Genomic DNA, 18,341 nt, shown 5'->3' with positions numbered 1-18,341 from the left:
TGAGTGTTCGTCCCCGAATGAATGCTCCCCCGATGACCGAAGTTCCGGCGGAACCTGCGGCCTTGCCGTGAGTTTAGCCGTGCAACGACGATGCCCGCCGCCGCGGGCCAACGCCGCGAGGGGGGTGCATGGACCGCAGGTCTGGCCGCAGCGAGGGACGCAGACGGAGTTGGCGGGGAGCGGCCCTGGCCGGCGGAATGGGGCTCCTGGCGGCCTGCGAGCGGGGTCCGCAATCCGCGCTCCACCCCGCCGGACGCAACGCCGAGGCGATCCTCGACCTGACGCTGATCCTGGTCGCCGGGGGTGGGGTCATCTTCCTTTTCGTCATGGCGCTGGCGGGTTACGCCGTCATCGCCCGGCCGGAACGTTTCCCCGGAAGCCGCGCCTGGATCATCGGCGGCGGCATCGTCTTTCCCATCGTCACTCTGACGGCGCTTCAGGTCTACGAGTTCGCCGTGGCCCGGCAGTTGTCGGACACCGGCGGTGTGGAGCCGCTGCGCATCGAGGTCACCGGCTACATGTGGTGGTGGGAGATCCGCTATCCCGGCGCCGGGGAGGGGGGTGAGGTGCTGCGCACCGCCAACCGCCTCGTCATCCCGGCCGGGCGGCCGGTGGAGGTGGTGGTGACCGCGGCGGATGTCATCCACAGCTTCTGGGTGCCCAGCCTGGGTGGCAAGATGGACATGATCCCCGGCCACGAGAACCGGCTGATCCTGGTCGGGGAGCAGCCCGGCACCTACCGCGGTCAATGCGCTGAATATTGCGGCGCCCAGCACGCGCTGATGGCCTTCGACGTGGTGGTGGAGCCGCCCGACCGTTTCGATGAGTGGCTGGCCTCCGAGCGCCGCCCCGCCGCGGAGCCCGACGGGCCGCAGCAGGCTGCCGGGCGCGACGCCTTCCTGCACTCCGGCTGCGGGTCCTGCCACACGGTGCGCGGGACGCCGGCCAACGGGGCGGCCGGGCCGGACCTGACCCATGTCGGCGGGCGCGGCGCGCTGGCCGCCGGGACGCTGCCCAACACGCCGGAGGCTCTGGCCGGCTGGATCGCCGGGGCGCAGCACATCAAGCCGGAGAACCGCATGCCGTCCTTCCCGATCCTGGGCGGCGACGATCTGCACGCCATCGCCGTGTGGCTGGAGAGCCTGAAATGACCCCGCCGCTCGACGATGCCGCCCTGCCCAACCGCCTGCCGCGTCCGAAGGAGGAACTGGAGGCGCTGAAGCGCGCCTGGAAACCGACCTCCGGCCTCGGCCTGCTGAAGGAGGTGAACAACAACATCATCGGGGTGCTGTACATCGGCACGGCGCTGCTGTTCTTCGTCATCTCGGGCACGCTGGCGCTGGTCATGCGGACGCAGCTCGCCGTGCCGGAAAACGACGTGCTGGGGCACAGCCTCTACAACCAGTTCTTCACCGTGCACGGCACGGGCATGATGTTCCTGTTCGCCGTGCCCATCGTCGAGGCCATCGGTGTCTTCCTGCTGCCCTCCATGCTGGCGGCGCGCGATCTGCCCTTTCCGCGGCTGTCGGCCTTCGCCTTCTGGGCCTATCTGTTCGGCGGGCTGGCCTTCTTCTGCTCGCTGATCTTCGAGGTGGCGCCGGACGGCGGCTGGTTCATGTACCCGCCGCTGACCAGCATGAAGTTCTCACCCGGCATCAACGCCGATTTCTGGCTGCTCGGGATCGGCTTTATCGAGATTTCGGCCATCGCCGGGGCCATCGAGATCATCGTCGGCATCCTGCGCACCCGTCCGCCCGGCATGACGCTGGACAAGATCCCGGTCTATTGCTGGTCGATGCTGGTCATGGCCGGGATGATCGTCTTCGCCTTTCCGGCGGTGATCATCGCGACCGCGCTGCTGGAGATCGAGCGCGCCTTCGACTGGCCCTTCTTCATCGCGGAGCGGGGCGGCGACCCGCTGCTCTGGCAGCACCTGTTCTGGTTCTTCGGCCATCCGGAGGTCTACATCATCTTCCTGCCGGCGGCGGGGCTGGTGTCGATGATGGTGCCGACGCTGGCGCAAAGGCCGCTGGTCGGTCACGACTGGGTGGTGGTGGCGCTGGTCGGCACCGGCTTCTTCAGCTTCGGCCTGTGGGTGCACCACATGTTCGCCACAGGCATCCCGCCGCTGAGCCTCAGCTTCTTCTCCGCCGCCAGCATGGCCGTTTCGGTGCCCGCCGGAATCCAGGTCTTCGCCTGGATCGCCACGCTGGGCAAGGGGCGGCTGCAATGGACGGTGGCGACGTGGTTTCTGCTGGGCTTCCTGTTCATCTTCGTGGCCGGCGGCCTGACCGGCGTGATGGTGGCGGTCATCCCCTTCGACTGGCAGGCCCATGACAGCTACTTCGTGGTGGCGCATCTGCATTACGTGCTGATCGGCGGCATGGTCTTCCCGGTCTTCGCCGGGCTGTATCACTGGTGGCCGACGCTGAAGGGCACGATGCTGTCGGAGCGGCTGGGGCGCTGGGCCTTCTGGATGATGTTCATCGGTTTCAACGTCGCCTTCTTCCCCATGCATGTCAGCGGCCTGATGGGCATGCCGCGGCGCGTCTACACTTATCCGGGGGATCTGGGGTGGAACGTCCTGAACATGGTCTCGACCGTCGGGGCCTTCGTGATGGCCTTCGGCGTCCTGCTGGTGCTGATCGACATGGCGCGCGACGCCTTCGGCCGGGGGACGCCCGGCGCCGGAGAATCCGTGGAAGGCGGGGACGCTGGAGTGGATTCCGAACGACGACTACGCGACGCGCAGCATCCCGCACGTCCGCTCGCTCTACCCGCTGTGGGACAACCCGAACCTGTCGCGTGAGGTGCAGGAGGGCGCCCATTACCTGCCCGGCGCCCCGACGCGCCGGCGCGAGACCCATTGTGACCAGCCCGATCGAGGCCCGGCCGCAGTATCTGATGCCGATGCCTGGACCGCACTGGAGCCATTTCCTGGCCGGGCTATTCACCGCCGCCCATTTCATCTGTCTGGCGGTGCAGCTCTACTGGGTGTCGCTGGTGCCGGGGGTGTTGGCCATCGCCTCGGTCTTCTCGTGGGTGTGGAGCCTCGACAAGGGGGCCGACCATCCACCGCAGGACGTCGGCGGCGGCTGGCGGGTGCCAGTCTATCTCCAGGGATCGGAGAACCATTCCTGGTGGGGGACGGCGGTCCTGCTGCTGGTGGACGGGACTGCCTTCGCCTGCCTGTGCTTCACCTACGTCTTCCTGTGGACGGTCAGCCCGGATGTCTGGCCGGTGGGCACCGACGCCCTGCCGGGGCTGGGGTGGCTGTTCGGCGAGGCGGGGCTCTGGGTCGTGGCGGCGGGAGCGATGCTGCTGGCGAGCCGCGCCGTGGCCCATAACCGCTCCTGGACGATGCGGGGCGCCCTGCTTGTTGGTCTCCTGCTGATGCTGGGCGCCGCGGTGGCCGAGCCCTACAACCACATCGGCAGCGGCCTCGTGGCGTCGGAGAGCGCCTACGGCGCCATCGTCTACATGCTGGCCTCCTGGCAGGTCTTCCACGTCGTGATCCTGGTCCTGATGACCGGATTCACGCTGGCGCGCTCCTTTGCCGGGCGGCTGCACGCGCAGCGCCGGGTCACCTTCGACAATGTGATGCTGGTGTGGCTCTACACCTGCGGGCAGGGCGTGGTGTCGCTCCTGCTGGTGCATCTGTTCCCGCGTCTGGCCGTGTGAGGTTGGGGCATGGAGAAGACGGCGTTCACCGCGACCTTCACCGGAATGATGTCGGCCTTCCTGATCTGGGCGGCCCATTTCGCGGCGATCTACGGCATCAACGGCCTGATCTGCGCCCGCGCATGGGACGGGGTGGAACTGTACGGCCACCCCGTCGCGGTGGTGCTGATCCTCGGCGCCACGGCGGTCGCCCTGCTGCTGGCTGCGGGCGTGCTGGCGGCGGCGCTGTGGGGCGCCGCTCCGGGCCGGCGGACCAGCGAGGACCCGCGCCGCTTCATCCGTCTGTTCACCGGGCTTGCCGCCGCGGGGGCGCTGGTCGCCATCCTGTGGAACGGGCTTCCTGCCCTGCAGGTGCCGGCCTGCGGTTAGCCCAACCGCCTCATTCCGGGATCAGGCGCCGGTAGAGGTGCCATGTGGCGTGGCCGAGCACCGGCATGACGATCACCAGCCCGACAAAGGCCGGCAGCGAACCGAGCAGCAGACCGCCGGCCACGATCATTCCCCAGAGCGCCATGGGCTCGGGATTCCTCAGGGTGGCGCGGACGGAGGTGCGGATGGCCGTCGCCACGCCGACCCGGCGGTCCATGAGGAGCGGGAAGCTGACCACGCTGATCGCCAGCGCCAGAACGGCGAACAGGAAGCCGACCCCGATCCCCAGCACGATCATCGCCCAGCCGGCGCGGGTGGTGAACAGGGCCTGGGTGAAGGCGCTCCAGCCCTCCGGTGCCAGCGGGGCGAGGGTCGCCATGTAGATGAGCTGCGCCGCCACCAGCCACAGCAGGAACACCGCCGTCAGGATCGCCCCCATCGCCAGGATCGCCCCGAAGGCCGGGGAGCGCGCCACCGCGAAGGCGTCGGCCCAGGACACGCGGTCGCCCCGCTCGCGCCGGCGGCTCATCTCATAGAGGCCGACCGCGGCGAAGGGGCCGATCAGCACGAAGCCGGAGGCCAGAGGAAACAGCAGGTGCAGCGCGTTCCCGTGGAGCAGCAGTTCCGCCAGCAGCAGCCCGACGAGCGGGTAGATCAGGGCGATGAAGAGGACATCGGTCCGGCAGGCCATGAAGTCATGGAGCCCTTTCCTCAGCGCGTCGCGCAGGTCGTCGCTGCGGATGCGCCGCACGGTCGGCTCCAGCGCCGCCCGTTCCCGCGCCGACGGAGCGATGGCGTGGCCCGCTTCGGCCAGACCGTGGGACCAGGATTTGAAATGGGCCGCTCCCCACTCCGCAGGGTTTCGGATGGTCATGTCCGTTCCTCCCGAACCGTTCGTTCAGGGGGTGCGAGCCCGCCCGTGCCCGGTCGCGGCCTTCGCTGTCGCGGCCCGGCGGTCACAGGAGATCCCGCGCCCCGCCATGCACGGATGATACGCCGACGAATGGTTGGCGGCACTGTTCATTGGGGGAGGGGAAGGCGCCGGGGCGCGCCGGGTTTTCCGGAACCGGCTCTTGTCCTATTGTCCTGACCGTACGGAAACGATACCGGGGATAAGAATGGCGGATGAGGAAAACCGCAAGGCCGTGCTGGCCCGCGTTCATGGCAAGGTGCAGGGCGTCTGGTACCGCGGCTGGACGGTGGACACGGCGAGCCGGCTGGGGCTGGCCGGCTGGGTGCGCAACCGCGGCGACGGGACGGTGGAGGCGCTGTTCGCCGGCCCCGCGGACGCCGTGGATCGGATGCTGGAGGCCTGCCGCCGCGGCCCCTCCGCCGCCGTGGTCAACGACATCGCCGTGGAGCCGGCCCGCGATCCCGGTCCGGGCCTCTTCGAGCAACGCCCGACGCAGTGACGTCCGGTCGGGATCAATCCCCCCGATCCCGACCGGCCCCCGTTCCCAACCGGACGTCGCCCTCACGCCTCCGCGGTTTTGGCGGCGGCGACGAACTCCTCGCTGCTGGCCTTGCCCAACCCGTTGAAGAACAGGTTGAGCAGGACCGCGGCGATGGTGCCGAGAAGGATGCCGCTGTGCAGGAGCGGCGACAGGAAGGGCGGCATCTTCTGGAAGATCTTGTCGGCGACCAGCGGCACCATGCCTAGGCTGATGCTGATGGCGACGACGTAGATGTTGCCGCGGTTGGTCGTGTAGTCGACCTTCGCCAGGATCTTGATGCCGGTCGCCGCGACCATGCCGAACATCACCAGACCGGCCCCGCCCAGCACATAGGTGGGGACGGAGGCGACGACGTGCGCCAGCTTCGGGAACAGGCCGAAGGCGACCAGGATGACGCCGCCGGCCACGCAGACCCAGCGGCTGCGCACCCCGGTGATCCCGACCAGCCCGACATTCTGCGAGAAGGAGGTGTAGGGGAAGGTGTTGAGGACGCCGCCGATCAGCGTGCCCAGCCCATCCGTGCGCAGGCCGCGGGTCAGCTGCTCCGGCGTCACCGGGCGGCCGACCATCTCGCCGACCGCCAGGAACATGCCGGTGGATTCGATCATCACGACGATCATCACCAGCGACATGGTCAGGATCGACCAGAACTCGAACACCGGCATGCCGAACTGGAACGGGCGGATCACGTCCACCCACTTGGCCTGCCCCACCCCGTCGAAGCTGACCAGCCCCAGCACCATGGTCAGGGCGAAGCCCGCGACGATGCCCAGAAGGACCGAGATGTTGCCCCAGAAGCCCTTGGCGTATTTGGTCACCAGCAGGATCACCGCCAGCACGAACAGCGCGATGCCGAGATAGAGTGGATCGCCGAAATTCGGGTTTCCGGCCCCGCCGCCCGCCCAGGTGATGCCCACCCGCATCAGCGAAATGCCGATGATGGCGATCACGGTCCCCGTCACCACCGGCGGGAACAGCGGCAGCAGGCGGCCGACCAGCGGGGCGGCCAGCGTGGCGAAGACGCCGGCCCCAATCACCGCGCCGTAGATGCCCAGCAACCCCAGCGACGGGTTCCCCGCCATGGCGACCATCGGGCCGACCGCGGCGAAGGTGACGCCCATCATCACCGGCAGGCGGATGCCGAATTTCCAGAAGCCGAGCGTCTGGATCAGCGTGACGATGCCGCAGGCGAACAGGTCGGCATTGATGAGCAGCGCGATCTGGTCCTTGGGCAGCTTCAGCGCGCCGCCGATGATGAGCGGCACGGCGATGGCCCCCGCGTACATCACCATCACATGTTGCATCCCCAGCGCCAGCAGGCGCAGCAACGGAAGCTTCTCGTCAACCGGATGGGTTGGCTGTGATGACTCCACCGATGACATGATCCATGACCTCCGCGAATGAACAGGTGCGAAGTGCATGGCCCGTGCCACAACCGGTGGGGCGGGGATCAGGGAGCGCCCCACCCGAATGTGCCGCGAAAGGCGGCGGCACGTGGCCAAGCTGCGCATTCTGTGGGCAGGTATGTCCCCTCTCCCCTGAGGGGAGAGGGTTAGGGTGAGGGGGTTGCGCTTGTGCCGGACTTTCCGCCATGCGCATCCCCCTCACCGGCCCTTACGGGCCACCCTCTCCCCGGAGGGGAGAGGGCTACTTCGCCGATATGTTTCGGGCGTTCGCTCAGGGCCGCGCGCTGGACAGCGGCTGCGCCGCTTCCGCCACCACCGCCTTGCGGACGGGCAGGCCGGCGCCGCGCAGGGCTTCGGTGATGCGGTCGCCGTGGCCCTCGTCCTCAACTTCGATCAGCAAAGCGACCTCGGCGGACTTGACGGAGAAGGCGCCGAACAGGCGCTGGTGCTGCACGTCGATGATGTTTCCGCCACACTCCGCCACGATGCGGGCCACCTGGGCGAGCGCGCCGGGCTGGTCGGCCACGTCGATGTCCAGGTTGATCAGGCGCCCGTCGCGGGCGAAGCCGCGCATCAGCACGTTCGCGAGCGTGCGCGTGTCGATGTTGCCCCCCGACACGATCAGGCCGACCCGCTTGCCGCGGAAGCGCTCGGGGTGGAAGAGCAGGGCGGCCAGACCGGCGGCCCCGGCGCCCTCCGCCACGGTCTTCTCCACCTCGATCAGCATGGCGATGGCGCGTTCGATCACCGCCTCGGGCACCAGAACCACGTCGCAGCCGTTCTGCTTCAGGATGTCCATGGGCCGGTCGCCGACGTCGCGCACGGCGATGCCCTCGGCCACGGTCGGGCCGCCGACCTTGACCGGCTGCCCGGCGAGGCGCTGCGCCGCGGCGGGGTAGGTCTCCACCTCCACCCCGACGACCTCCAGGCCGGGCCGCAGCGCGCGGGCGGCGACCGCGGCCCCGGCGGCCAGCCCGCCGCCGCCCACCGGGATGGCCAGCGCGTCGAGGTCCGGCACCTCCGCCAGCATCTCCAGCACGACGGTGCCCTGGCCGGCGATCACCGCGTCGTCGTCGTAGGGATGGACGAAGACCAGCCCGTCCCGCTTGGCGAGGTCGTGGGCGAAGGCGGCGGCCTCGGCCAGGGTGTCGCCCTCCAGGATGACGGTGGCGCCGTGGTAGCGCGTGCGCTTGACCTTCACAAAGGGGGTGAAGCGCGGCATAACGATGGTCGCCGCGATGCCCAGCCGCTTCGCGTGGTAGGCCACGGCCTGGGCGTGGTTGCCGGCCGACATGGCGATCACCCCGACCTGCCGCTCCTCCGGCGTCAGGTGCAGCAGCCGGTTGGCCGCCCCGCGCTCCTTGAAGGAGGCGGTGAACTGGAGGTTCTCCAGCTTGACCCAGACCTCGGCGCCGGTGATCTGCGACAGGGTTTCCGAGCGCAGGAAGGGCGTGCGGCTGATGCGTCCGGCCAGCCGTTCGGCGGCGGCGTGAATGTCGTCGATGGTGACCGGCATGTCCTGTGCTTCCTCTACGAACCGCCCTTCCCAGGCGCGCTGGAGACCGCACCGTACAGGTCCGGGCGGCGGTCCGCCAGATGCGTGCCGACCCGGCGCAGGGCGGGGTCGAGATCGACGGTCAGCAGCGCCTCGCCGTCGCCCGCCCGCGCCAGCACGCTCCCGTCCGGCGCCGCCACGCTGCTGAGGCCGCAATAACGCAACGCCCCCTCCGTCCCGCAGCGGTTGGCGTAGGCGACGAAGATGCCGTTCTCGAAGGCGCGGGCTGGGACGATGGCGGTGGCGACGATCTCGTAGGGCGCCATCAGCGCGGTCGGCACCAGCAAGACGTCCACCCCGGCCAGCGCGTGGCGGCGCACCAGTTCTGGGAACTCCACGTCGTAGCAGATGACCACGCCGACCCGCGCCCCGCCGACATCGGCGGTCGGGAAGGCGTCGCCGCCCAGCGCGAAGGTCCTGCGGTCGAGGTCGCCGTAGAGATGCGTCTTGCGCTGGTTCAGCAGGGGCCGCCCGTCCGCCCCGATCAGTTGCGCGGCGTTGTAAACGGCGCCGTCCACCGCGCGCTCCGGATAGCCGTAGAGGATGGCGATGCCGTAGCGCCGGGCGATGGCGGCGACCCGCGCGGCCATCGGCCCGTCCGCCGGTTCGGCCAGGGTGCGCACCGTCTCCGCACCGATGTCGTAGCCGGTCAGACCCATTTCCGGCCCGATCAGCAGGTCGGAGCTGCGCCCCGCCGCTTCCGCCGCCGCCCGCTTCAGACGGTCGAGGTTGCGGTGCGGCGCACCGGGCTCCGCGTCCGCCTGGAACAGGGTCAGCCGCATGCGATCAGCCTCGGCCCTGGCGGTTGGCGAGGGCGCGCACCGACAGGCAGAGGATTTCGAACAGCATCTGGGCGCCGGCGTGGGCGGTGTTGGTCGTCGCGTCGTACTGCGGCGCCACCTCCACCACGTCGCCGCCGATGATGTCCAGCCCGTCGAGCCCGCGCAGGATCGCCAGCGCCTCCCGCGTGGTCAGGCCGCCGACCTCCGGGGTGCCGGTGCCGGGAGCGAAGACCGGGTCCAGGCAATCCACGTCGAAGGAGATGTAGACCGGCCCGTCGCCCACCACCTTGCGCGCCGTCTCGATGACGCTGGCGATGCCGCGCTCCGGGATGTCCTCCGCGTGGATCACGGTCATCCCGCTGTCGTAGGAGAACTCCCACAAATACTCGGTGCTGCCGCGGATGCCGATCTGCACCGTGCGCTCCGGGTCCAGCACGCCGTCCAGGACCGCCTGCCGGAAGGGGCCGCCATGGTGGAACTTGGCGCCCTCGTAGGGGCCGCCGGTGTCGCAATGGGCGTCGAAATGGATCATGCCCACCGGACGCTCGCGGCCCAGAGCCTTGAGGATCGAATAGGTGATGGAATGGTCGCCGCCCACCGAAAGCGGCACGACGCCCGCGTCCATCACGCGGTTGTAGAAGGCCAGGATGTCGCCGTGGCACGCCTCCAGGCTGAAGCGGCTGGACAGCGGCACGTCGCCGACGTCGGCCAGTTTGCAGGAGGCCGCCGGGACCATGCGCAGGGCGTGCTCGTAGGGGCCGATGCGCTCCATCCCGCGCACCGCGCGCGGGCCGAGGCGGGCGCCGGCCCGGTTGGTGACTCCCAGATCCATAGGCACGCCGATCAGCGCGATGTCCAGCCCGCCGAAGTCCGCCGCCTCCGCCGCGTCGGGGCGGTAGGGGGCGTCGAGCAGGGTGGACACCCCGGCGAAGGGCTGCACCCGCTTGCCGCCGGAGAACTGGAGGGCGGCCACCCGCTGGAACTCCGGATCGTGGAAGTCGTTGCCGCCGGAGCCGCTGTACTTCGTACGCAAACGATCAAGCTTCTGAGGGTCGATCATCGTCCGGATCTCTTTGAAAAAGGAAAGAAGGTTAGTCGTTCTTGGCCCAGGCGCCGAGAAGGCGGGGCAGGTCGCCGAACCACGCGATCAGCCCGAAGACCACCGCGGTCAGCGTCACGAACAGCACCGTCACGGCGGCCATGGTCGGCGTGTAGCCGTAGCGGAGCGCGTTGAAGATCTTGATGGGCAGCGTCTCCAGCGTGAAGCCGACCACCATGTAGGCCACGATGTACTCGTTCAGCGACAGCACGAAGGCGAAGGCGAAGCCGGAGATCACGTAGGGCCGCACCAGCGGCATCACCACCGTGCGCAGCACCGTCCGGTCGTCCGCCCCCATGGTCGCCGCGGCCTCCACGTAGGAACGGTCGACGGCGCCGAAGCCCAGCGACAGCGTGACCAGCGGCAGCGTCACGAAGAACACCGCGTGGCTGACCACCACCGTCCAGGGTGACCCGTATTCCCCCACCGCCGCCCAGAAGCTGAGGAAGCCCAGCGCCGTGATGACTGGCGGCAGGATGAAGGGCGTCATGCCCAGCACCTCGAACGCCCGCGCCCAGGGCGCCCGCCAGCGCCACAGGAACCAGGCCAGCGGAAAGGCGATCAGCACCGCCAGCGCCGCCGACAGGGTGGCGACGACGAGGCTGGTGATCAGCGCGCCGCGCCAGCCGGGATCGGTGAAGACCTCCGCGTACCAGGCGAGCGAGAAGCCCTGCGGCGGAAAGGTCAGCGACTTCTTCTCGTTCACTGAGACTCCGGCCACCACCAGGATGGGGGCGGCCAGGACCAGGGCGATCAGGCCGGCGATCAGGGAATTCAGCGTGCGCATCAGCATCAGGCCGTCTCCTCCCGCCGCCCGGCGAGCAGCGCCAGCCCGACGAGGGCGAGGCTGACCAGCACCAGGAAGACGGCCATGGCCGCCGCGAAGGGCATGTTGGACTGGTAGATCGCCTGATCGGTGATGAGCACCGACAGCGTCCAATGCTGGGGCCGTCCCAGAAGCTGCGGCAGCAGGTAGGAGCCGAGCGCGAAGACGAACACCATGATCGTGGTCGCCACGATGGTGTTGCGCAGCCCCGGCACCACCACCGTGAAGAAGGCGCGCAGCGGCGAGGAACCGAGCGTTCGCGCCGCCTCCTCCAGATAGGGATCGAGGCGGGCGAGCGCCGGGTAGAGCACCAGCACCGTGTAGGGGAAAGCCTGATAGACCAGCCCGGCCAGCAGCGCGCCGAAGCTGGGGCTGAGCGATTGCGGTTCGGCCATCAGGCCCAGCGCCACGAACAGGTTGGTGATGCCCGCGGTGCGCGACAGCAGGGTGGACCAGGCGAAGCCGATGATGACTTCCGACAGCGACAGGATCGACAGCAGGAAGACCAGCCAGCGGATCTGCGCGCCGCGCGGCAGTTTGACCAGCCGGTAGGTGAAGGGGAAGGCGATGCCCACCGACAACACCGCGACCAGCGCCGCCAGCCCCAGCGAGAAGGACATCACCCCGCCGAAGAAGGCGGTTAGGAAGCGCTCGTAGTTGGCGAAGACGAGGTCCGGCTCGTAGAAGCCGCCGGGAACCCGCCGGAAGACGCTGACCGCGATCATCAGGCTGAAGGGGATGACGAAGAAGACGACCAGCATCAGCGCCGGGAAAAGGATCGGCGCGTGCTCGGCCAGACCACGGGGCGCGCGGCGGATCATTGCGGGCGCTCCGCCATTGGCGGCAGCACGACGCAAGCCGCCGGGGGGAACTCCACCGCCAGGGCGCCGCCGGGGGCGACCGGCGGGCGGTCCTGCGGACGCGACAGCGCGACGATCTCCCGCCCGGCAACATCGATGCGGAACTCCACACTGGCGCCGAGGTCGCGCATGAAGGACAGCGTGCCGGTCAGCCGGTTCGGCCCGTCCGTCCCGGCGGGATGGACGACCACGTCCTCCGGGCGGACGGACAGCAGGACGCGGCCCGTCGGCGGCAGGTCTGGGAGATGGAGGGTGCCGCCGGGCACGATGGCGGTGCCGGGGGCGGTGACCTCGCCCTCCAGCAGGTTGGTCATGCCGATGAAGTCGGCGACGAAGGCGTCGGCGGGCTGGCGGTAGACCTCCATCGGCGGGGCGGCCTGATGGATGCGCCCCTGCGACATCACCACCACGAGGTCGGCCATGGTCATAGCCTCCCGCTGGTCGTGGGTGACGACGATGGTGGTGATGCCCAGCCGCTGCTGAAGCTGCTTCAGCTCGATCTGCATGGCCTCGCGCAGCTTGGCGTCGAGCGCCGACAGCGGCTCGTCCAGCAGGAACAGCTTGGGCGACAGGGCCAGCGCGCGGGCGATCGCGACGCGCTGCCGCTGCCCGCCCGAGAGCTTGGAGACGGGCCGGTCAGCGACGCCGGGCAGGCGCACCAGCTCCAGCAGCTCGTCGGCGCGCTTGCGCTGCTCGGCCTTCGAGGCACCGCGGATGCGCAGGGGGTAGGCGATGTTCTCGCCCGCCGTCAGGTGCGGGAAGAGGGCCAGCGACTGGAACACCATGCCGAATTCCCGCGTGTGGGCGGGGGCCGTGGTGATGTCGCGTCCGTCGATGACCAGCCGTCCGCCGGAGGGGTCCTCCAGCCCGGCGATCATGCGCAGGAGCGTCGTCTTCCCGCAGCCGGACGGGCCGAGCAGACAGACGAATTGCCCGTGCGGGATGCGCAGCGACGCGCCGTGCACCGCGGTTACGGGACCGTATCGTTTGGTGAGACCGTCGAGGACAAGGGCTGACATGGGATGGCTTTTTGACTGTCGTTCACAACGGGCTTTGTCCCCTCGTCCCTCTGGGGAGAGGGTTAGGGTGAGGGGGCGCCCATAGGGCGTCAACGCAGCCTCATTGCAGTGCGTGTCCGGCCTGCGACCGCCCCCTCATCCCATACCCTTCTCCCCAGAGGGGAGAAGGGCTCACACTCACCCGACGATCATTTCCGTCCACTTCTGGTTCAGCCAGTCGGACTTGCTCGTGTAGAGGTCATAGCGCGGGATGATCGGCGCGATGTCGGAGGACACGGCGGCGAACTCCTGGTCAGTCAGGTCGGTCATCTTGCGGTCGATGGTCGGGGCGGTGCCGACCTTGCGCGACAGCAGGGCCTGGATCGACGGCTGGCACATATAGTCCACGAAGACATGAGCGAGGTCGCCGGCCTTGGAGGCGCGGGTGACCGCCCAGCTTCCCGAATCGAGGATGCCGCCCTCCTTCGGGAAGGTCGAGCGCACCGGTTGCCCGTCCGCGGCGGCGAGGCCGGTCACGTCGTGGTAATACTGGCCCATCGGAATCTCGCCGGACTTCAGCGAGGCCTCGAACTGCGCCTCGTCGCGGTACCAGAGCTTCACATTGGACTTCAGCTCCGCCAGCTTCTTGAAGCAATCGAGCTGCCCCTGCTCGCTGTCCAGATGCTTGGTGCCGCCGAAGAAAGTGGCCGCCGTGACCTCCAGCAGGAAGCTGTTGCTGACCAGCGCCAGCAGGCCCAGCTTGTCCTTGTTCGCCGGGTCCCACAGCGCCGCCCAGCTGTCCGGGGCCTGCGGGTAGCTCTTGGTGTTGGTGACCAGCGTGATGTACCAGGACACCGCGCCGATGCCGCTGACCTTGCCGTCCGGATACTTGTTGACGAGGTGCGGGACGACCTTGGCGGCGTTGGGGATCTTCGACAGGTCGAAGGGCGCCCACAGTTCCGCCGAGGCCCCCTTCAGCATCGCCACCTGCGACATCATCGAGACGTCGGCGGGCGCCTGACGGGCGCGGGCCGCCTGTTCGAGCTGGACCAGCCACGCCTCGCCGGTCGGCTCGGCGATGGCCTCCACCGTGATGCCGGTGGCCTTGGAGAATTCCGGGAAGATGTGCTTTTCGAAGGATTCCTTGAAGTAGCCGCCGTAGACGCCGACCTTCAGCGTCTTCGACTGGGCGCGGACGATGTTCGGAAAGCCGATGGCGGCCACCGTGGCCAGCGTGCCCGCTCCGGCCAGAACCGCGCGCCGGCTGATGCCGCCGGTCAAAGCGGCGTGAAGTCCCTGCTTACCCGTCGTCTCGTTCATGGATGCGACCTTTCCTTGCGGACGAGCTTATCTGTTCGTGAGGCCAGCATTGCGGCCTGCGGTCATTAGACGCCCGGCGCCGTTGCCCGAAAATCAGAAAGTTTTGTATCTTACTTCGATCCGGGCCGAAGTATCGGGCGTCCCGGAACCGGCGGGCGGGGCAGGGGAGGGCGGCGTCGTGGCGATGATTCAGCTGGAAACCGTGGATCTGCGCCTGTTGCGGTTGTTCATGACCATCGTCGAGGCCGGCGGATTCAGTGCGGCGCAGAGCGAACTGAACCTGTCGCTGTCCACCATCTCCACCCATTTCGCCGATCTGGAGACCCGGCTGGGCCTGCGGCTGTGCCGGCGTGGGCGCTCGGGATTCCAGCTCACCCCGGAAGGGCAGGCGGTCTATGACGAGGCGCGGCGCGTGTTCGACTCGCTGGATCGCTTCCGCGGCCGGGTGCGCGGCCTGCGCGAGCGGCTGACCGGCACGCTGGCGGTCGGGCTGGTCGACAACACCCTGACCGACCCGCGCGCCCCGCTGGAGCGCGTCTTCGCCCGCTTCACCGAGGCGGCGCCGGAGGTCTCGCTGATCATCAACGTCCGCCCGCCGAACGAGCTTCTGCGCGACGTCATCGGTGGGCAGCTCCAACTTGCCATCGCCAGCTTCCCGCGCATCGTGCCCAGCCTGTCCTACCAGGACCTCTACAACGAGACGATCCACTTCTGCGTGGCGGACGGGCACCCGCTGTTCACCCTGCCGGACGAGGCCATCGACCTGGACGAAATCCGCCGCTACCGGCTGGTCGCGCGGAGCTATTGGGGATCGCGCGACCTGAAGATCTTTGCGATTTCGACGCCCAAGGCAACGGTCAGCGACATGGAGGGGGCGGCGCGGCTGATCCTGTCCGGTGCCTACGCCGGCTATCTGCCGGACCATTACGCGGCACCCTACGTCAAGGCCGGGCGGCTGCGGGTGCTGCTGCCCAAGGTCCTGTCCTATCAGGCGCCCTTCCAGGTGGCCTTCGACGCCAACCGCTCCAAGAGCCCGGTGGTGGAGCTGTTCATCGCCCTGACCCGCGAGGAGATGACCGCGCCGGAGTTCCGGAGCGGCCAGAGCCATCACCCGGCCCGTCAGATGTGATATTCCGGCTCCGGCACCGTCTGGTCCATGGCGAGCGCCGGCACCGTGTCGCGGCACCAGCCGACGATCCGCGCCGGGACGCCGACCACGGTGGCGCAGGGCGGCACGTCCTTCAGCACCACGCTGCCGGCTCCGACCTTGGCGCGGCTGCCGATCTCGATGTTGCCGAGGATCTTGGCCCCGGCGGACAGCAGGACGCCGTCGCGCACCTTCGGATGGCGGTCGCCATGCTCCTTGCCGGTACCGCCGAGCGTGACCTCCTGAAGGATCGACACGTCGTTGCCGACCACGGCGGTTTCGCCGATCACCACGCCGGTGCCGTGGTCGATGAAGACGCCTCGCCCGACCGGGACCGCCGGGTGGATGTCCACGGCGAAGACCTCCGACACCCGGCTTTGCAGGAAGTGGGCGAGGTCGCGCCGCTCGCGCCGCCACAGCCAATGGCCGATGCGATGCCATTCCAGCGCGTGGAAGCCCTTGTAGTAGAGGAAGGGCGTCAGGCAGTTGTCCGCTGCCGGATCGCGCGTGCAGATGGCCTGAAGGTCGGAGCAGGCCTCCTCCACGATGCAGGGCGCGTCGGCGACCGCCGAGCGTACGAGCATCGCGAGCTGGTCGGCGGAGATGTAGGAATCACCCAGCTTGCGCGCCAGCAGGCTGCCCAGCGCCGACGGGAAGTCATGGTGCAGCAGAATGGCGGTGTCGATGAAGGGGCGCAGCCAAGGCTCCTTGACGACGACGTTCTCCGCCTCGGCGCGCAGCATCGCCCACATGCCGTCGACGCCCTCCAGAAGGGGCGATTCCGGGCGCTCCAACTCCTTGAGGTTCTGGTCCTCAAGGCCCTGATCCTTAAAGCAGGGGGCGACGATGTGATTCATGGTACGCGTGTCCTGATGTTCCCGACCGGTCCGGCCGTCGGTCCGGTCATGGGGCCTTCAACAGGCCGAACGAAAGCCTAGCACGCCGCTTGCCGGAAGGGGAGCCATGTCGTGGGAAATGAAGGGCCACCACCAATTTTTGCACATTTTTACACTGTGAAAATTGCCTGTCTACTCAGACAGCCTCATCCGCGCAGCGGGCGGATTTACCAAGTGATCACCCAGTCTCCGGTGTTGGGGGTGACCCGACCTGCCTGCTCCTGATGCCGGCCCATGGTTTTCGGCGCGCCGTCTAGAGCCCCTGGAGCGCGCGCTGCATGACGCTGGAAACCATCGCCCCGCTCGGCAATAATGCGGCAATCATGCTGTCCGCCTTGTCCGAATGACCAGCTCGGACAGACCAGCGGGGACCATCTGGATGCTTCGGCTCATACATCACGCCTTGGAAAACGACCCATGAGACGAATTTTCAAGCTCGCAGGTCTTCTTGTTGTTTCGCTTGTCGTCGCGGCCGTTGCTTACGGCGGGAATGGATACTGGGACGCTCTGTCGGATGCCCCGCAATTACGTCAGCGCGCAGACAATCTGATAGCTCAGGGTCTAGGAGGAGATTCGCTTGGCGAGGACCATCTGGCGATATTGCTGAAAGTTGAAGACCCAAATTTCGTTGATCACGCCGGAGTGGATTTTTCGACTCCTGGCGCTGGAGCGACGACAATCACGCAATCGGCTTCCAAGCGCCTTGCTTTCAAGAAATTCCAACCGGGCGTAGGAAAGGTACGACAAACCGGGTACGCGATGGGCCTGGAAAGCCGACTCTCCAAGGGCCAGATCCTTGCCCTTTGGCTCGATACACTGGAAATGGGTGAAGGTCCGGAAGGCTGGGTGACCGGCTTTCATAAGGCCAGCTCAGCAATCTATGGGCGGCCGCCGGCTGAACTGAGCAGTACGGAATTCACTCGATTGGTCGCCGTTCTCATCTCGCCGGCATCCTTCAGGCTTCGTGAGAATGATCCTGCGCTCAATGAGCGTGTCAGGCGGATTGAACGTTTGGTGGCAGGAGCGTGCGTTCCCGAAGGTCATGATGACGTTTGGCTTGAAGGGTGCCGAAAGCTTTCCGGCAGCTGACCTACGGGCAACGGCAGGCAGCGCAAAGTCTCAATCAATTAATTTTCCATAAGATGGCTTATGGGATTTTTGTGCCGCTTCGGACAGGACGTCATCACACATACACCCAGCACCGAATCCGTGCATCTGCTTCCCGTGATCCGGGGGTCGGACCGCCCCTCCCGGTTTCAATCGGGAGCGTGTTCCACGGCTAGGGCGTCCCGCCGGACCGGGTCGCGGTGGGTTCGGGGCGGTCGCGGCGCGCCATGGTGTCCACGAAATGGCCCATCGCCAGTTTCATGTCGTTGAAGACCGTGCCCTGCGACACACCCAGATGGGCGGCGATCTGGGGATAGGACAGGCCTTCGACCCGGTTCAGAAGCCACACCTGCCGGGCCCGCGCCGGCAGACGGTCCAGGGCGTCCATGAAGCACGACAGCCGCTCGCGGTGCAGCAGACGCTCTTCCGCCGAAGGAATTTCCGATGCGATGCCCAGCGCCTCGACGGTGTCCGCCGGGCCGGCCTCGAACCGCTCCTGGGTCCGGCAGCGCCGGAGATGGTCCAGCGCGAGGTTGTGGACCGTCCGGTGGAGGAAGGCCCCGATGTTGTCGATGGGTCCCCTTTCCACGGCCTTGCAGGCGCGCAGGTAGCTTTCCTGCAGCAGATCCTCGGCAACCTGAAGATCACGCACGATCTTCATCGCGCACCCGAACAACGAGCGGCGGTGATCGAGATAGATCGCAATCAGGCTTGCGGACATGATAGCCCTGTCGGTACGGCGGCGAAAAGGACACCACCGCGGTCGGTGCGACATCGGCGGCCTTGCAACATCGCGATTGATAATGATTCTCAATTTCAGATGTCAAGCCGGTTGGACGGG

16 protein-coding genes and 1 pseudogene are annotated in these 18,341 nt (G+C 67.9%); 6 read left to right on the top strand and 11 right to left on the bottom strand.

All coding sequences use genetic code 11. The annotated features are described in order from the left end of the window. Positions 1-128: 128 nt before the first annotated feature. From coxB to H1Q64_RS30085, 3 genes and pseudogenes are all read left to right on the top strand, one after another. Positions 129-1,151: a cytochrome c oxidase subunit II gene (gene coxB / locus H1Q64_RS30095; protein ID WP_237908012.1), complete on the top strand. Its 1,023-nt coding sequence runs from the start codon at positions 129-131 to the stop codon at positions 1,149-1,151. Then, positions 1,148-3,681 (top strand): annotated as a pseudogene (gene ctaD, locus H1Q64_RS30090) (cytochrome c oxidase subunit I). Before coxB ends, ctaD begins: the two are co-directional and overlap by 4 nt. A gap of 9 nt (positions 3,682-3,690) precedes the next feature. Next, positions 3,691-4,050 (top strand): hypothetical protein, encoded by a 360-nt coding sequence (locus tag H1Q64_RS30085; RefSeq protein WP_237908011.1) that lies wholly within the window; start codon positions 3,691-3,693, stop codon positions 4,048-4,050. Between the two features lie 10 nt (positions 4,051-4,060). Here the strand turns inward: H1Q64_RS30085 and H1Q64_RS30080 are convergent, their stop codons facing one another. Then, positions 4,061-4,924: a DUF2189 domain-containing protein gene (locus tag H1Q64_RS30080; protein WP_237908010.1), complete on the bottom strand. Its 864-nt coding sequence runs from the start codon at positions 4,922-4,924 to the stop codon at positions 4,061-4,063. A 244-nt stretch (positions 4,925-5,168) separates the two neighbouring features. Between H1Q64_RS30080 and H1Q64_RS30075 the strand changes: the two genes are divergently transcribed. Beyond that, positions 5,169-5,462 (top strand): acylphosphatase, encoded by a 294-nt coding sequence (locus H1Q64_RS30075; RefSeq protein ID WP_119510317.1) that lies wholly within the window; start codon positions 5,169-5,171, stop codon positions 5,460-5,462. Positions 5,463-5,524: 62 nt separating this feature from the next. On the opposite strand, the gene H1Q64_RS30070 is transcribed toward H1Q64_RS30075, so the two are convergent. From H1Q64_RS30070 to H1Q64_RS30035, 8 genes are all read right to left on the bottom strand, one after another. After that, positions 5,525-6,886 (bottom strand): nucleobase:cation symporter-2 family protein, encoded by a 1,362-nt coding sequence (locus H1Q64_RS30070; RefSeq protein WP_237908009.1) that lies wholly within the window; start codon positions 6,884-6,886, stop codon positions 5,525-5,527. Positions 6,887-7,181: 295 nt separating this feature from the next. Then, a complete protein-coding gene (locus H1Q64_RS30065) occupies positions 7,182-8,426 on the bottom strand; it encodes a threonine ammonia-lyase (RefSeq protein ID WP_237908008.1) in 1,245 nt (414 codons plus the stop codon). A gap of 14 nt (positions 8,427-8,440) precedes the next feature. After that, entirely contained in the window at positions 8,441-9,247 is an 807-nt protein-coding gene (locus H1Q64_RS30060) for a carbon-nitrogen hydrolase family protein (protein WP_237908007.1), read from the bottom strand. Between the two features lie 4 nt (positions 9,248-9,251). Beyond that, on the bottom strand, positions 9,252-10,307 hold the full coding sequence (speB, locus tag H1Q64_RS30055) for an agmatinase (RefSeq protein ID WP_237908006.1): 1,056 nt from the start codon (positions 10,305-10,307) through the stop codon (positions 9,252-9,254). A 31-nt stretch (positions 10,308-10,338) separates the two neighbouring features. After that, entirely contained in the window at positions 10,339-11,139 is an 801-nt protein-coding gene (locus tag H1Q64_RS30050) for an ABC transporter permease (protein WP_237908005.1), read from the bottom strand. Then, entirely contained in the window at positions 11,139-11,993 is an 855-nt protein-coding gene (locus H1Q64_RS30045; RefSeq protein ID WP_137107183.1) for an ABC transporter permease, read from the bottom strand. Before H1Q64_RS30045 ends, H1Q64_RS30050 begins: the two co-directional genes overlap by 1 nt. Further along, on the bottom strand, positions 11,990-13,051 hold the full coding sequence (locus tag H1Q64_RS30040; RefSeq protein WP_237908004.1) for an ABC transporter ATP-binding protein: 1,062 nt from the start codon (positions 13,049-13,051) through the stop codon (positions 11,990-11,992). The genes H1Q64_RS30045 and H1Q64_RS30040 overlap by 4 nt, the downstream gene beginning before the upstream one ends. 177 nt (positions 13,052-13,228) lie before the next feature. Next, positions 13,229-14,350 carry an ABC transporter substrate-binding protein gene (locus H1Q64_RS30035; protein ID WP_145677861.1) on the bottom strand — a complete coding sequence of 374 codons (1,122 nt, stop codon included), beginning with the start codon at positions 14,348-14,350 and terminating at the stop codon, positions 13,229-13,231. 184 nt (positions 14,351-14,534) lie between these two features. On the opposite strand from H1Q64_RS30035, the gene H1Q64_RS30030 reads away from it, so the two are divergent. Continuing rightward, positions 14,535-15,479 carry a LysR family transcriptional regulator gene (locus tag H1Q64_RS30030; RefSeq protein ID WP_237908173.1) on the top strand — a complete coding sequence of 315 codons (945 nt, stop codon included), beginning with the start codon at positions 14,535-14,537 and terminating at the stop codon, positions 15,477-15,479. On the opposite strand, the gene cysE is transcribed toward H1Q64_RS30030, so the two are convergent. After that, positions 15,470-16,354 (bottom strand): serine O-acetyltransferase, encoded by an 885-nt coding sequence (gene cysE / locus H1Q64_RS30025; RefSeq protein ID WP_237908003.1) that lies wholly within the window; start codon positions 16,352-16,354, stop codon positions 15,470-15,472. The two genes, H1Q64_RS30030 and cysE, sit on opposite strands and share 10 nt — an antisense overlap. Before the next feature lie 456 nt (positions 16,355-16,810). Between cysE and H1Q64_RS30020 the strand changes: the two genes are divergently transcribed. After that, a complete protein-coding gene (locus H1Q64_RS30020) occupies positions 16,811-17,482 on the top strand; it encodes a transglycosylase domain-containing protein (protein ID WP_237908002.1) in 672 nt (223 codons plus the stop codon). 190 nt (positions 17,483-17,672) lie between these two features. Here H1Q64_RS30020 and H1Q64_RS30015 read toward each other — a convergent pair whose 3' ends face one another. Then, positions 17,673-18,221: an RNA polymerase sigma factor gene (locus H1Q64_RS30015; protein ID WP_237908001.1), complete on the bottom strand. Its 549-nt coding sequence runs from the start codon at positions 18,219-18,221 to the stop codon at positions 17,673-17,675. Positions 18,222-18,341 lie beyond the last annotated feature (120 nt).

Source organism: Azospirillum brasilense (assembly GCF_022023855.1).
Lineage (GTDB): Bacteria > Pseudomonadota > Alphaproteobacteria > Azospirillales > Azospirillaceae > Azospirillum > Azospirillum brasilense_F.
The sequence above is the reverse complement of the archived record's forward strand: the minus strand, read 5'-3'. Positions and strand labels throughout refer to the sequence as shown.

What these genes read in the sequence shown, in the direction of transcription:
- H1Q64_RS30040 (WP_237908004.1), bottom strand. Translation starts at nt 13,051, where the DNA reads ATGTCAGCCCTTGTCCTCGACGGTCTCACCAAACGATACGGTCCCGTA.
- H1Q64_RS30085 (WP_237908011.1), top strand. Translation starts at nt 3,691, where the DNA reads ATGGAGAAGACGGCGTTCACCGCGACCTTCACCGGAATGATGTCGGCC.
- H1Q64_RS30045 (WP_137107183.1), bottom strand. Translation starts at nt 11,993, where the DNA reads ATGATCCGCCGCGCGCCCCGTGGTCTGGCCGAGCACGCGCCGATCCTT.
- coxB (WP_237908012.1), top strand. Translation starts at nt 129, where the DNA reads ATGGACCGCAGGTCTGGCCGCAGCGAGGGACGCAGACGGAGTTGGCGG.
- H1Q64_RS30015 (WP_237908001.1), bottom strand. Translation starts at nt 18,221, where the DNA reads ATGTCCGCAAGCCTGATTGCGATCTATCTCGATCACCGCCGCTCGTTG.
- H1Q64_RS30065 (WP_237908008.1), bottom strand. Translation starts at nt 8,426, where the DNA reads ATGCCGGTCACCATCGACGACATTCACGCCGCCGCCGAACGGCTGGCC.
- H1Q64_RS30080 (WP_237908010.1), bottom strand. Translation starts at nt 4,924, where the DNA reads ATGACCATCCGAAACCCTGCGGAGTGGGGAGCGGCCCATTTCAAATCC.
- H1Q64_RS30075 (WP_119510317.1), top strand. Translation starts at nt 5,169, where the DNA reads ATGGCGGATGAGGAAAACCGCAAGGCCGTGCTGGCCCGCGTTCATGGC.
- cysE (WP_237908003.1), bottom strand. Translation starts at nt 16,354, where the DNA reads ATGAATCACATCGTCGCCCCCTGCTTTAAGGATCAGGGCCTTGAGGAC.
- H1Q64_RS30020 (WP_237908002.1), top strand. Translation starts at nt 16,811, where the DNA reads ATGAGACGAATTTTCAAGCTCGCAGGTCTTCTTGTTGTTTCGCTTGTC.
- H1Q64_RS30030 (WP_237908173.1), top strand. Translation starts at nt 14,535, where the DNA reads ATGATTCAGCTGGAAACCGTGGATCTGCGCCTGTTGCGGTTGTTCATG.
- speB (WP_237908006.1), bottom strand. Translation starts at nt 10,307, where the DNA reads ATGATCGACCCTCAGAAGCTTGATCGTTTGCGTACGAAGTACAGCGGC.
- H1Q64_RS30070 (WP_237908009.1), bottom strand. Translation starts at nt 6,886, where the DNA reads ATGTCATCGGTGGAGTCATCACAGCCAACCCATCCGGTTGACGAGAAG.
- H1Q64_RS30050 (WP_237908005.1), bottom strand. Translation starts at nt 11,139, where the DNA reads ATGCTGATGCGCACGCTGAATTCCCTGATCGCCGGCCTGATCGCCCTG.
- H1Q64_RS30060 (WP_237908007.1), bottom strand. Translation starts at nt 9,247, where the DNA reads ATGCGGCTGACCCTGTTCCAGGCGGACGCGGAGCCCGGTGCGCCGCAC.
- H1Q64_RS30035 (WP_145677861.1), bottom strand. Translation starts at nt 14,350, where the DNA reads ATGAACGAGACGACGGGTAAGCAGGGACTTCACGCCGCTTTGACCGGC.